13 protein-coding genes are annotated in these 13,507 nt (G+C 71.8%); 8 read left to right on the forward strand and 5 right to left on the reverse strand.

From position 1 onward, the window contains the following. Positions 1–258: 258 nt before the first annotated feature. The 8 genes from AB0J67_RS24695 (at position 259) to AB0J67_RS24730 (ending at position 7,144) form a co-directional block, all read left to right on the forward strand. Positions 259–1,116 carry an STAS domain-containing protein gene (locus AB0J67_RS24695; protein ID WP_363485808.1) on the forward strand — a complete coding sequence of 286 codons (858 nt, stop codon included), beginning with the start codon at positions 259–261 and terminating at the stop codon, positions 1,114–1,116. Then, positions 1,116–1,526, forward strand: coding sequence for an STAS domain-containing protein (locus AB0J67_RS24700; protein WP_363485809.1), 411 nt, complete (start codon positions 1,116–1,118; stop codon positions 1,524–1,526). Before AB0J67_RS24695 ends, AB0J67_RS24700 begins: the two co-directional genes overlap by 1 nt. Further along, positions 1,523–1,939 (forward strand): ATP-binding protein, encoded by a 417-nt coding sequence (locus tag AB0J67_RS24705; protein WP_363485810.1) that lies wholly within the window; start codon positions 1,523–1,525, stop codon positions 1,937–1,939. Before AB0J67_RS24700 ends, AB0J67_RS24705 begins: the two co-directional genes overlap by 4 nt. A 32-nt stretch (positions 1,940–1,971) precedes the next feature. After that, entirely contained in the window at positions 1,972–2,940 is a 969-nt protein-coding gene (locus tag AB0J67_RS24710; protein WP_363485811.1) for a SpoIIE family protein phosphatase, read from the forward strand. Beyond that, positions 2,937–4,265, forward strand: coding sequence for a sensor histidine kinase (locus AB0J67_RS24715; protein WP_363485812.1), 1,329 nt, complete (start codon positions 2,937–2,939; stop codon positions 4,263–4,265). The genes AB0J67_RS24710 and AB0J67_RS24715 overlap by 4 nt, the downstream gene beginning before the upstream one ends. After that, positions 4,262–5,806, forward strand: a complete 1,545-nt coding sequence (locus tag AB0J67_RS24720) for a fused response regulator/phosphatase (RefSeq protein WP_363485813.1) — start codon at positions 4,262–4,264, stop codon at positions 5,804–5,806. The genes AB0J67_RS24715 and AB0J67_RS24720 overlap by 4 nt, the downstream gene beginning before the upstream one ends. A 12-nt stretch (positions 5,807–5,818) precedes the next feature. Further along, positions 5,819–6,172 (forward strand): STAS domain-containing protein, encoded by a 354-nt coding sequence (locus AB0J67_RS24725; RefSeq protein ID WP_363485814.1) that lies wholly within the window; start codon positions 5,819–5,821, stop codon positions 6,170–6,172. Positions 6,173–6,301: 129 nt separating this feature from the next. Next, positions 6,302–7,144, forward strand: a complete 843-nt coding sequence (locus AB0J67_RS24730; RefSeq protein ID WP_363485815.1) for a phosphatase PAP2 family protein — start codon at positions 6,302–6,304, stop codon at positions 7,142–7,144. Positions 7,145–7,157: 13 nt separating this feature from the next. On the opposite strand, the gene AB0J67_RS24735 is transcribed toward AB0J67_RS24730, so the two are convergent. The 5 genes from AB0J67_RS24735 to AB0J67_RS24755 all read right to left on the reverse strand — a co-directional run bounded on the left by AB0J67_RS24735 (position 7,158) and on the right by AB0J67_RS24755 (position 13,441). Further along, the gene (locus AB0J67_RS24735; RefSeq protein ID WP_363485816.1) at positions 7,158–8,183 is read right to left on the reverse strand and encodes a LacI family DNA-binding transcriptional regulator; all 1,026 of its coding nucleotides are present in this window, start codon (positions 8,181–8,183) and stop codon (positions 7,158–7,160) included. A gap of 146 nt (positions 8,184–8,329) precedes the next feature. Continuing rightward, on the reverse strand, positions 8,330–9,826 hold the full coding sequence (gene araA, locus AB0J67_RS24740; protein ID WP_363485817.1) for an L-arabinose isomerase: 1,497 nt from the start codon (positions 9,824–9,826) through the stop codon (positions 8,330–8,332). A 35-nt stretch (positions 9,827–9,861) separates the two neighbouring features. After that, on the reverse strand, positions 9,862–10,833 hold the full coding sequence (yjfF, locus tag AB0J67_RS24745; protein ID WP_363485820.1) for a galactofuranose ABC transporter, permease protein YjfF: 972 nt from the start codon (positions 10,831–10,833) through the stop codon (positions 9,862–9,864). Positions 10,834–10,853: 20 nt separating this feature from the next. After that, positions 10,854–11,921 (reverse strand): ABC transporter permease, encoded by a 1,068-nt coding sequence (locus AB0J67_RS24750; RefSeq protein ID WP_363485818.1) that lies wholly within the window; start codon positions 11,919–11,921, stop codon positions 10,854–10,856. After that, the gene (locus AB0J67_RS24755) at positions 11,918–13,441 is read right to left on the reverse strand and encodes a sugar ABC transporter ATP-binding protein (protein WP_363485819.1); all 1,524 of its coding nucleotides are present in this window, start codon (positions 13,439–13,441) and stop codon (positions 11,918–11,920) included. The genes AB0J67_RS24750 and AB0J67_RS24755 overlap by 4 nt, the downstream gene beginning before the upstream one ends. Between the last annotated feature and the right edge of the window lie 66 nt (positions 13,442–13,507).

Raw genomic sequence — 13,507 nt, forward strand, 5'->3', positions numbered from 1 at the left:
GTTCTTCGTCAGGTGGCCAAGCCCGGCCACCTGCATCGCTTGCCCAGCGCGGTGGGCGCTCAAACCCGGCGGCCGTCGTGCGGCCGGAGGATGCCGGTCCGGCAACGGCCTCGGCCAGCCGGAACGAACGGAAAGTATGCATATTCCGGTCATGTCTCACGTTGACGGTTGAACGTCCGAGGTGCCCGAACGGCAGTGATACAGTCGCCGCTTACCGGTCGGTAGCGACAACATGCCAACGCGCAGAGGACATAGACCATGGCGCTGAATCCGGAGCAGGGTGAAAGACTCGGCAGCCTGCTGACGCAACGATCGGAGCAGATCTCCAAGCGGTGGGCCGCGGTCGCGGCCGCGCCGCTGAAGGGGCGGCTCACCGCGGCCGAGTCCGGACGCCAGACCGCCGAGCTCCTGGCGCAGCTGCAGAGCTCGCTGACCGCCGGCGCCACCACTCTCGACACACCCCAGACCGCCGAGCTGCGGGCGGTCCTGGCCGAGCTGTCGCGCGGGCGCGCCCGTCAGGGCTTCACCGCCAGCGAGACCGCGACCAGCGTGTTCGCCCTCAAGACCGCCCTGTACGAGGCGGCCGAGGTGGAGAAGGGCGACGACACCACGCTGCGCGACTACGTCGCCTGGTCGGCCTTCGTCGACGAGCTCGGCCTGTTCACCTTCGAGGCGTACGCGCGCGCCCGCGAGCACATCATCACCGAGCAGAGCGAGCAGCTGCTGGAGCTGTCCACGCCTGTGGTGAAGCTGTGGGAGGGCGTCGTCGCGGTCCCGCTGGTCGGGACGCTCGACTCGGCGCGGGCGCAGGTCGTCATGGAGCGGCTGCTGCAGGCGCTGGTCGACACGGGCTCGCCGTACGCCATCATCGACATCACCGGGGTGCCGGCCGTCGACACCCAGGTCGCGCAGCACGTGCTCAAGACCATCATGGCCGCGCGGCTGATGGGCGCGGAGTGCATCATCTCCGGTATCCGGCCGCAGATCGCCCAGACCATCGTGACCCTGGGCATCGAGTTCGGTGACATCGCCACCAAGGCCACCCTGGCCGACGCGCTGCGGCACGCCATCCGCCGCGGCAACGCCGAGCTGCGCGCCGCGAAGCGGGAGGCGTGATGGAACGGGTGCCGATCCTCAAGATCGGCTCGGTGCTGCTGGTGTCCATCCAGGTCGACATGCAGGACCAGATGGCGCTGCAGCTGCAGGAGGACCTGGGCCAGCGCATCGTCGACACCGGCTGCAAGGGCGTCGTCATCGACATCACCGGCCTCGACATCGTCGACTCCTTCGTGGGCCGCACGCTGTCGACGATCGCGTCGATCTCGCGGGTGCTGGACGCCGAGACCATCGTCGTCGGCATGCGGCCCGCCGTCGCCATCACGCTCGTGGAGCTGGGGCTGTCCCTGGACGGCATCCGCACCGCCCTGAACGTGGAGCGCGGCCTGGCCCTGCTGTCCCGCAACGCCGAGCCGGAGCTGGAAGACGACCTGGACCTCTTCGGCGATCCTGAGACGACCGCCCCGTGACGGCGAGCGAGGGCGCCGACCATCAGGTGCAGGCCATCAGCAGCGACGAGGACGTCGTCCGGGTGCGCCAACTTGTCCGCGTCGCCGCCGTCGCCGCCAAGCTGTCCCTGGTCGACCAGACCAAGGTGGTCACCGCCGCGAGTGAGCTGGCCCGCAACACCCTCGTCTACGGCGGGGGTGGCCGGGCCGAGGTGTCCCGGGTGGCCAATGGCCTGCGCAACGGCGTACGGATCGTGTTCTCCGACAGTGGCCCCGGCATCGCCGACGTCGATCTGGCGCTGACCGACGGCTACACCACCGGCGGCGGGATGGGGCTCGGCCTCAGCGGCGCCCGCCGGCTGGTCGACGAGTTCCGGCTGGACACCACGGTCGGGGCCGGGACCACCGTGGCGGTGGTCAAGTGGGCGCGCTGAGTTCGCTCACACCTTCTTCGGCGTGGTTCCGGATGGACGACCCGAGCGCCGTGGGCACCGTGCGGCGCTTCGCCGTGGACCTGGCCCAGGCCGTCGACCTCGGCGAGCGGAAGACCGCCGACATCGCGATCGTCGCCGCCGAGCTGGCCACGAACCTGATCAAGCATGCCGAGGACGGCAGCGTACTCGCGCGTCCGGTCCGGCGAGGCGACGACGTCGGCGTGGAGATCCTCAGCATCGACTCGTCACCGGGCATGAGCGACCTGTCGGCCATGTACGCCGACGGCCACTCCACCAGCGGCACCCTGGGCATCGGGCTCGGCGCCGTGGCCCGGCTCGCCGACCGCTTCGAGGGGCTGTCGGTCCCGGGGCGGGGCACCGTGCTGGCCGTGCAGCTGTGGCGCACCGCCGAGCCGCCGTCGGCCTGGGCCGACGGGCTGACCCGGCCGTTGACCGGCGAGACCGTCAGCGGAGACTGCTACGCCGTCCGGGAGCGGTCCGGCCGGCGCCAGGTCATGGTCAGCGACGGGCTCGGGCACGGCCCGCTGGCCGCAGCCGCCTCCCAGGCCGCCTTCAACATCTTCCACACGGCTCCCGACGAGCCGCCCGCCTCGCTCGTGGAGCGGCTGCACCGGGGCATCAGCCACACCCGCGGCGCCGCCCTGACCGTGGCCGAGATCGACCCGGACGCCGGGGTGGTGCGCGCCTGCGGCATGGGCAACATCGCCACGTCCGTCGTCACCGGCGACGAGCGGCGCAGCCTGGTCTCCATGCCGGGCATCGTCGGCCACGGCAGGGCGGTCATCCGGCAGTTCGAGCAGCAGTTCGGGCCGGAATCACTGCTGATCATGCATTCGGACGGGGTCAGCGACAAGTGGAGCCTGGCCGGGTATCCGGCGCTGAGCACCAGCTCCCCGCTCGTGATCGCGGCCACGGTGCTGCGTGACGCGGGTGTCCGCCGCGACGACGCATGCGTGCTTGCAGCGAGGTCGACACCATGACCGGCGCCGTCCTGCTGCACCTCACGCTCCGCCGCGAGCAGGACGTCTTCACCGTCCGGCAGCGCGGACGCGAAGCCGCGGCCGCGCTCGGCCTGGAACACCAGGACCAGATCCGGCTCGCCACCGCCCTCAGCGACCTCGGCCGCCAGCTGCTGGCCCAGGCGGCCGCGGTGGAGGTGACGTTCCGGGTCGGCGGGCGGCCCGCGAACCTGAGTTTCGAGCTGGCCGTGCCCGGCCCGGTGAACCGGGAGGGATTCGGACCGGTGGGCCGGCTCGTCGATGTTTTAGAAGTCGTCGAGCGAGGGCAGATGACAGTGGTCATGCTGTCACGTCGCCTTCCCGATCAGGACGCGCTCGGCACCGAGCGCGTCGAGCAGGTTCAGCGTGCCCTCACGGCGTCCGCGGTGGCCAGCCCTCTCGACGAGCTGGCCTCGCAGAACGAGCACCTGCTGGCCGCCCTCGAGGAGGCACGCCGGCAGCGCGACCGCCTCAAGACGCTCAACGACGAGCTGGAGGAGACCAACCGGGGCGTGATGGCGCTCTACCTGCAGCTCAGCTCGGAGCTCGAGGAGACCAACCGCGGGGTCGTCGCGCTCTACGCGGAGCTGGACGACAAGTCCGAGCAGCTGCGGGCCGCCAGCGAGGCCAAGACGCGCTTCCTGGCCAACGTCAGCCATGAGCTGCGCGCCCCGGTCACCTCGATCATCGGGCTGGTCCGGCTGCTGTCCGACTCCGCGTCCGACCCGCTCACCGCCGCCCAGGCCGAGCAGGTCGAGCTGATGCGCGGCTCCGCCTCGGACCTGCTGTCCCTGGTCAACGATCTGCTCGACCTGGCCAAGGCGGAGTCCGGGCACCTGGAGCCCACCTGGTCCGCGGTCGATCTCCACCAGCTGTTCAAGCAGCTGCGCGGTACCCTGAAGGCGATCCTGGTCAGCCCCGACGTCGAGCTCGTCGTGACCGCGCCCGACGAGGGCGCGTGGCTGCAGTCCGACGAGGTGCTGCTGTCGCAGGTGCTGCGCAACCTGCTGCACAACGCGGTGAAGTTCACCGAGGAGGGCACGGTGACGATGGAGGCCCACAGTGACGGCCTGCACTGGACGATCACCGTGGCCGACACCGGCATCGGCATCCCCGCCGACCAGCACGAGCGCATCTTCGAGGAGTTCGTACAGCTTCCCCGCCGCCAGAAGGTCAAGGGCACGGGCCTCGGGCTGCCGTACGCCCGCAGGCTCGTCGGCATCCTCGGCGGCACCATGAGCCTGGACAGCGAGCCGGGCAGGGGGAGCACGTTCACCGTGACCCTGCCGGTCGCGAGGGCTTCGTGAACTCGGCGGCAGAGTCCATCCTGCTGATCGACGACAGCGCCCCCAAGCGTTATCTGCTCAACAGCTGGCTCACCAGGGCCGGATTCGCCGTGACCGAGGCGGAGAACGGCTACGACGCCCTCGAGGAGATCCACCGGCAGCGCTTCGACATCGTGGTGCTAGACGTCAAGCTGCCCGACATGAGCGGCCTGGACGTGTGCCGCCGGATCAAGTCCGATCCGCGCACCGCCAGCACCCCCGTCGTGCACGTGTCGGCGCACGCCGTCGACGCCCCGGATCGCACCCTGGGGTTGGTCGGCGGCGCCGACGGCTATCTCGTCGAGCCGATCGACCCGCACGAGCTGGTCGCCACCGTACAGGCGGTGCTGCGCTACTACCGCGCCCGCCGCAAGGCCGAGCAGCTCGCCGACGGCCTGGCCCAGCTCGCCGAGACGACGCTCGCGGTCACCATGGCCCGCGACCTGACCGAGCTGCTGCACCGGGCCGCCGCGGGCGCCGCCCGGCTGTTCGGCGGCGCCGTGGCGGTCGCCGCACGGGCCCCCGGCGCGGGCTGGACCACCGCGCTCGCGTCAGGCAGCGATCACGTCACCATCACCGGCTGGGAACCGCCCGCCGACGACGTGCCGGTCGGCTCCCGCCTGCTCGTCGACGAGTCCGCGGCGTGGCAGCTGCCCGCCCCGTGGCCGGACACCGGGCACCTCACCGTCGCCACGGCCCGGCTGCGCGCCGACCGGCCGCCGCTGTACCTGTTCACCGCCGCCTCCGACGACGACGTCCACGCCCAGCTGCTCACCCAGCTGACACAGGCGCTGGCCGCCACGGCCGAGGCCCAGCGGGCCCAGGACCAGGACCACCAGATCGCGGTCACCCTGCAACGCAGCCTGCTGCCGCGGCACCTGCCGGTCGTCGACGGCATCGAGCTCGCCGTGCGCTACGAGCCGGCCAGCCAGGAAGCCGAGATCGGCGGGGACTTCTACGAGCTGTCGGCGCTCGGCGACCAGCTGCTCATCGCGATCGGCGACGTCGTCGGCCACTCCCTGCACGCCGCGACCGTGATGGCCGAGATCCGCCATGCGCTGCGGGCCTACGCCGTCGAGGGGCATGCGCCCGGCGAGATCGTGCGGCTCATCGACGAGCTGATGGTCCAGCTGCTGCCTGGGGAGATGGCCACCCTGTGCCTGCTGCTGCTCGACCCGCGCACGGGCCGCGCCCGGCTGGCCAACGCGGGCCACCTGCCACCGCTGCTCATCGTCGACGGCCAGGTCAGCGAGGTGTGGCAGCGGGCGCCGCTGCTGGGCATCAACCACCCGCGCCCGGCCGACCTCGAGTTCACCGTCCCCGCGGGTGCCACGCTGCTGCTCTACACCGACGGCCTCATCGAGCGGCGCGACATCCCGATCCTCGACGGCGTCGCCGACCTGATGCGGCTGGCCGGCGACGTCGACGCCGAGCTCGACCTGTACTGCGCGCGGCTGCTCGACGAGCTGACCAGTCCGCCCAACGCCGACGACGTCGCCGTTGTCGCCGTCCGCCGACTGTGATTGGGTACGTCCATGGAGCGCGCTAGCACCCCGCCGCAGGCCACGCACGAAGTGGAGGTCCTGCCCGACGCCGTCCGGGTGTCCCTGGCCGGAGAGTTCGACCTGCTCACCGAGCAGGATCTGGCCACCTGGCTCGGCGACGCGATCCGGTCCCACCCCGGACGGCTCGTGGAGGTCGACATGCACGAGGTGACCTTCCTCGACTCCACCGGCATCCGCGTGCTCCTGCAGGCGCACGGTGCGGCCACGCGCCAGGGCGGCAGCCTGCGGCTCGTCCGCGCCTCCGGCATGGTCCGCGAGGTGCTCGACATCGTCGACGTGTACACCTTCCTGACCGGCGCCACCGAGGACTCCCCGCGGCCGTGACGGCCGGGCGCGGCCGGCGGCGCCGATCCCGCCGCGGCAGGTGACCGCCGAGACGCCGGCTCCGCCACGGCCCGGCTGCCAGGTTTCGTCCAGCGGGCTCTGATCGAATAGGCCCGTGGAGAGCCGAGGATGACCGGTAGCGTGCTGCTCGGGCTGGGGATCGTGGTGCTGCTGGTGTGCGCGGCGTACGCGGTGGTGTGCGCGGTGCGCCCCGCCGCGACGGCACTGACCGGCAGCTCGTGGATCAGGGCCGGTGACCGCCACGGCCGGGCCGCGCTGTCCTGGCTGACCGCCAAGGTAGCCGCGGAGCTGGTGCTGCTGGCGCTGGGCGCCGCGCTGGTGTTCACGCTGGCGTCGGTGTTCGTCGAGGTGCTCGACGCGGTCGTCGACGACGACGACCTCACCGTGATCGACCGGCCCGTGGTGGACTGGCTGGCCGCGCACCGCACGCCCGGCCTGAACCGGGTCGTGATCGCGGTGACCGACCTCGGCGGCGCGGTCGCGCTGACCATCGCCTCGGTGGCCGCGGTGGGGTACGTGTCCTGGCGGCGGCGCTCGGTGTATCCGCTGGCGCTGGGGCTGCTCACGCTGGGCGTGGCGCAGCTGATCGTGCTCGGGATCAAGGTGGCGATCGGCCGGGAGCGGCCGAACCCGCCGGGGCAGGTGGTCGCCGAGACCGGATACTCGTTCCCGTCCGGGCACAGCACCAGCTCGCTGCTCGGGTTCGCGCTGCTGGCCTGGCTGGTGTGCATGCTGACCGGCAACCGCACGGTGTGGGCCACCGCCTGGCTGGCCGCCGCGGGCGGCGCCGTCCTGGTGGGAGCGTCGCGGGTGTACCTCGGCGTGCACTACCCCAGTGACGTGCTGGGCGGCTGGACGCTGGGGCTGACCTGGCTGGCCGTGGTCGCGGTGGCCGCCTGGGTGTGGCGGATGAGGGCCGCCCGCAACGGCGCCGGCCGCCACTCGGCCTGAGCGCACGCGCCGGTCAGCGGCCGCGCGGTGGGGCGCTGCTGGCGCGGACCACCAGCGTCGGCGCGACCCGCGGGTGGGTCACCGGCACCGGCCCGTCGGCGTCGAGCAGCTCCAGCAGGGCGGCCAGGCCGCGCCGGCCCACCTCGTCGAAGTCCTGCCGCACGGTGGTCAGCGGCGGGGTCAGGTAGGCGGCCTCGGGGATGTCGTCGAAGCCGACGACGCTGACGTCCTCGGGCACGCGCACGCCGCGCTCGTGCAGCGACCGCAGCAGGCCGAGCGCCTGCTGGTCGTTGGCGCAGAACACGGCGGTGACGTCGGGGCGCCCGGCGATCAGCTCCCCCGCCTCGTAGCCCGAGCGCGGGCTCCAGTCGCCCTGCACCAGCGGCGGCACCCGGCGCTCGGCCCGTTCCAGGGTCTGCCGCCAGCCGTCGACGCGGTCACGTGCCTCGACCCAGTCGCGCGGGCCCGCGATGTGCCAGACGGTCTCGTGGCCCAGGTCCAGCAGGTGCCGCACGGCCAGGCCGGCGCCGGCGACCTGGTCCACCGACACCGCGGGCAGCTCCCCGGCCGCGTCGGATTCGACCACGACGGCCGGCAGGCCCGTGGGCAGGCTGTGCACGGCCGCGGCCGCGGTCATCAGCGGCGCGATGATGACGACCCCGGCCACCGACTGCTCGGTGAGCGCGTCGACGGCCGCCATCACGCCCGCCCGGTCCAGCTGCTCCAGGGTGACGATGCTGATGCCGTACCCGGCGCGGCGGGCGGCGCGCTCGACGCCGAGCAGGGTCGCCGCGGGGCCGTAGAGGATGGTGTCGAAGCTGACCACGCCGATGATGCGCGAGCGCCGCCCGGCCAGCCCCCGGGCCAGCGCGTTGGGCCGGTAGTTGAGCTGGCGTACGGCCTTGAGGACCCGCTCGCGGGTCTCCTCGCGCACGCTGGGGTGGTTGTTGAGCACCCGCGACACCGTCTGGTGGGAGACCCCGGCGAGACGCGCGACGTCGTTCATCACCGCGGCGCGTGCGCCCGGCTGCTGACTCATGGCGACTCCCCCTTCGGGCGCATGGTAGCCCAGCGTGATCTCAGCACTGGACGGCGGCGGTCGCGGCCGTCCGTCCGCCGCCGGCGTGGCAACCCGGCTGTTGACCGGTCGACCCGTGGGTCGCCACGCCGGCGGCGGCTCTCCACTCAGAAGCCGCGGGCGAGGCGGTAGTACGCCTGGTTCCAGCGCAGCTCGTCGGCGAAGCGGCGCGGGGTGGTGTGCTCGTCGATGACGACCAGCTCGGTGTGGCTCATCTCGGCCAGGTCGTGCAGCTCGTCGACGCCGACGGCCTGCGACAGCACGGTGTGGTGCGGTCCGCCCGCGGTGAGCCAGGCCTGCGCGGAGGACGCCAGGTCGGGCCGCGGCTTCCACACCGCGCGGGCCACCGGCAGCTTGGGCAGCGGGTGCGGCGGGGCGACCACGTCCACCTCGTTGGCGACCAGCCGGAACCGCTCCCCCATGTCGGCCAGGCCCATCACCACGGCCGGGCCCTCGGCGGCGTCGAAGACCAGGCGCACCGGGTCCTCCTTGCCGCCGATGCCCAGCGGGTGGATCTCGACGCTGGGGGTGTCCGCGGCGATGGTCGGGCAGATCTCCAGCATGTGCGCGCCGAGGATCAGCTCCTGGCCGGGGCTGAGGTCGTAGGTGTAGTCCTCCATGAACGACGTGCCGCCGGTGGTGCCGACCGCCATCGCCTTGAGCGTGCGGACCAGCACGGCGGTCTTCCAGTCGCCCTCGGCGCCGAAGCCGTAGCCGTCGGCCATCAGCCGCTGCACGGCGATGCCCGGCAGCTGGCGCAGCCCGCCGAGGTCCTCGAAGTTGGTGGTGAAGGCCCGGAACCCGCCCGCCTCCAGGAAGCCGCGCAGGCCCGCCTCGATCCGGGCGGCGTAACGCAGCGCGTCGTGGCGCTCGCCGCCGGGGCGCAGCTCGGCGGCCAGGCGGTAGCTGTCGTCGTACTCCTTGACCAGCGCGTCGATCGCCTCGTCGCCGACCGCGTCGACGGCCGCGACCAGGTCGTTGACGCCGTAGGTGTTGACCGAGACGCCGAAGTGCAGCTGCGCCTCGACCTTGTCGCCCTCGGTGACGGCGACGTCGCGCATGTTGTCGCCGAACCGGGCCAGCCGCAGCGAGCGCATCGCCGACCACCCGATCGAGGCCCGCACCCAGGTGGCGATGCGCGAGACGGTACGCGGGTCGGACACGTGGCCCGCGACCGTCTTGCGGGCGACCCCGAGCCGGGTCTGCACGTACCCGAACTCGCGGTCGCCGTGCGCGGCCTGGTTGAGGTTCATGAAGTCCATGTCGATCTCGGACCAGGGCAGCGCCACGTTGGCCTGGGTGTGCAGGTGCAGCAGCGGCACCCGCAGCGCGTCGAGGCCCGAGATCCACATCTTGGCCGGAGAGAACGTGTGCATCCAGGCGATCACACCCACGGCGCCCTGGACGTCGGCCTGGCGGCAGATGTCGAGGATGTCGGCGGCCGACGTGAGCACCGGCTTCCACACCACGCGGGCGGGCACGGCCGGGTCGCCGTCGAGCTGCTCGGCGAGCCGGCGCGACTGGTCGGCCACCTGCTGCAGCGTCTCGGGGCCGTAGAGATGCTGGCTGCCGGTGAGGAACCAGACCTCGGGGGGTGTCGTCATGGTGCGTTCGCCTTCCGCTGGAACGAGTGTCAGGGCTACTTCTTGCGGATGCCGATGAGGCGTTGGAGCAGGATGAACGCGAACAGCAGGCCACCGATCACGATCTTGGTCCACCAGGAGCTGAGGCTCCCGTCGAAGGTGATCAGGGTCTGGATCACGCCGAGCACCAGCACGCCGAGCACCGTGCCGAGCACGTACCCGGAGCCGCCGGTGAGCAGGGTGCCGCCGATGACGACCGCCGCGATCGCGTCCAGCTCCATGCCGACCGCGATCAGCGGGGCGCCCGACAGCGTGTAGAAGGACAGCAGGATGCCGCCGATCGCCGAGCACAGGCCGCTGATGGTGTAGACGGCGATCTTCGTCTCGCCGACGGGCAGGCCCATCAGCAGCGCGGACTGCTGGTTGCCGCCGATGGCGTACACGTTGCGCCCGAGCCGGGTGTACGCCAGGGCGACCGCCCCGATCACCACCACCGCGAACGCGATCAGCACGCTGATCGACACGAAGTTGCCGCGCGGGTCGCCGATGCGCTCCTGGGACATGGCCGTCCAGAACCCGTCCGTGATCGGGATGGACGAGTCGCTGATGAAGTTGCACATGCCGCGGGCGAAGAACATGCCGGCCAGGGTCACGATGAACGGCTGGATCTCGAAGAAGTGGATGACGCAGCCCATCAGGAACCCGAGCACCGGGCCGATGAGCAGCGCCGCCACCATCACCACCGCCGGGTGCGTCCCGTCCTGCAGCAGCGAGGCCGACACCATCGCCGTCAGCGCGACCACCGAGCCCACCGACAGGTCGATGCCGCCGGTGAGGATCACGAAGGTCATGCCGACCGCGACGACGAGCAGGAACCCGTTGTCGATGAAGACGTTGAAGACGACCTGGACGTTGGAGAACGCGCGGTACTGCGAGACGCCGACGGCGTACATGACCAGCAGCAACGCGAGGGTGGCCAGCACCGGCACGTGCCGGCGCGGCAGCCGCCACCGCCCGATCCGGGCGATGTTTCCAAGATCGGTGGTGGTCACGCCGGCACCTGCTCCTTCTGCGGCGCCGCCGCGACCGTCGGGGTGGCGGGCGGGCGCCGGCGCACCAGCTTGGCCCGGAACGCCGGAGCCTGGATGAGGCAGACCACGATCACCACGACCGCCTTGAACAGCAGTGACGTCTGCGGCGAGATGTTCATCGCGTACACCGTGGTGGTCAGCGTCTGGATGAGCAGCGCGCCGAGCACCGTGCCGCTGAGCGAGAACCGGCCGCCGGACAGCGCGGTGCCGCCGATGACGACGGCGAGGATCGCGTCGAGCTCGATCCACAGGCCGGCGCTGTTGCCGGCGGCGCTGGACACGTCGGCGGTGATCATGAAGCCGGCGATGGCGGCGCAGACCCCGGCGATGACGTACACCAGGAAGGTGATGCGCCGCGAGCGGATGCCGGCCAGGCGGCTGGCCTCGGCGTTGCCGCCGACCGCCTCGATGATCAGGCCGAGCGCGGTGCGCCTGGTCAGCGCGGCGATCAGCAGGCTCACCGCGATCGCGATGAGGATGGCGACCGGCAGGGTGAGCCAGTACCCGGCGCCGATCAGGCGGTAGGGGTCGGAGTTGATGGTGATGATCTGGCCCTCGGTGATCAGCTGCGCGAGACCGCGCCCGGCCACCATCAGGATCAGCGTGGCGATGATCGGCTGGATGCCGATGACCGAGACCAGCAGCCCGTTCCACGCGCCGAGCAGCAGCGCCAGCCCCAGTGCCATGCCCAGCGCGGTGAACACGGTGGACAGGCTGTTCTGGTCCTCGGCCTGGCTGATGTGCAGGCACGCCATCGCGCCGGCGATCGCGCACACCGAGCCGACCGACAGGTCGATGCCGCCGGTGGCGATGACCAGCGTCATGCCCAGTGCCACCAGGATCAGCGGGGCGGACAGCCGGACGATGTCGACCAGGCTGCCGTACAGGTGGCCGTCCTTGACCTCGATCGACACGAAGCTCGGCCGGTAGACCGTGTTGGCCGCGAGCAGCGCGAGCAGCGCGACGACCGGCCAGAACAGCTGGTGTCCCGATGCGGCGCGCAGCCGTGTCCTCATCTCGCTCATGCCTCGGCTCCGCTCGCGATGGTGGCCATGACGCGGTCGGCGTCGAGGGTGTCGTCGTTGGCGAGCTGGACGACCATCTGCCGGTCGCGCATGACGGCCACCTTGTGGCTCAGCCGCAGCACCTCCTCCAGCTCGGCGGAGATGAACAGCACCGCCATGCCGCCGTCGGACAGCTGCACCACCAGGCGCTGGATCTCCGTCTTGGCGCCGATGTCGATGCCGCGGGTGGGCTCGTCGAGGATGAGCAGCCGCGGTTCGGTGATCAGCCAGCGGGCCAGCACGACCTTCTGCTGGTTGCCGCCGGACAGGTTGCGCACCGGCATCTCCGGGTCGGCGGGGCGGATGCTGAGCGCGTCGATGTACTTGCGCACCAGCTCGTCCTGGCGCCGGCGCGGGATCGGCCGAGTCCAGCCGCGGGCGGCCTGCATCGCGAGCATGATGTTCTCGCGCACGGACAGCTCGCCGACCAGCCCCTCGGTGCGCCGGTTCTCCGAGCAGAACGCGATGTCGCGCGAGATCGCGGCGATCGGGTTGCGGATCGCGGCGGGCTGCCCGTCCATGGTGATCCGGCCGTGGTCGGCGCGGTCGGCGCCGAACAGCAGCCGGGCGACCTCGGTGCGGCCGGAGCCGAGCAGCCCGGCCAGGCCGACGACCTCGCCGGCGTGGATGGTCAGCGAGAACGGGGCGACCGAGCCCTTGCGGCCCAGCGCGGCGGCCTCGAGCAGCGGCGTGGACGCCTCGACGGCGGCGAGCTCGCGCTTGGGCTGCTCGTCGAGCTGCTCCAGCACGTCGAGCTCCTTGCCGATCATCTTCTCGACCAGCGCCAGCTGCGGCAGCTCGGCGGTGGTGTACTCGCCGACCAGGCGGCCGTTGCGCAGCACGGTGATGCGGTCGGCGACGTCGTACACCTGGTCGAGGAAGTGGGTGACGAACAGGATCGCGATGCCCTCGTCGCGTAGCTGCCGCATGATCCGGAACAGCTGGGCGACCTCGGAGCTGTCCAGGCTGGACGTGGGCTCGTCGAGGATGAGCACCCGGGCCTGGATGTCGATGGCGCGGGCGATGGCGACCATCTGCTGTACCGCCAGCGAGCAGGTGCCCAGCGCGGCGGTGACGTCGAGGTCGAGATCGAGGCGGGCCAGCAGGGCGCGGGCCCGGCGGCGCATCTCGCGCCAGCGGATCGCACCGAAGTGGCGCGGCTCGCGGCCGATGTAGATGTTCTCCGCCACCGAGAGGTTGGGGCAGAGGTTGACCTCCTGGTAGACGGTGCTGACGCCGGCGGCGCGGGCCTGCATCGGGCCGGTGAACGACACCTGCTGCCCGTCCAGCGCGATCACGCCCGTGTCGGCCTGGTACACGCCGGTCAGCACCTTGATGAGGGTGGACTTGCCGGCCCCGTTCTCGCCCATCAGGGCGTGGATCTCCCCGGGGAACAGGCGGAAGTCGACTCCGTCGAGCGCCCGCACGCCGGGGAAGGTCTTGCTGATCGTGGTCATCGTCAGGACCGGCTGCCTACCCATCCCACCAGACCTTTCCTGTGGATTGCCGGAGAAGTGGGGCCGCCGCGTCCTGCCTCGCGGCGCGCC

Source organism: Catellatospora sp. NPDC049609, assembly GCF_040675365.1.
Taxonomy (GTDB): Bacteria; Actinomycetota; Actinomycetes; order Mycobacteriales; family Micromonosporaceae; genus Catellatospora.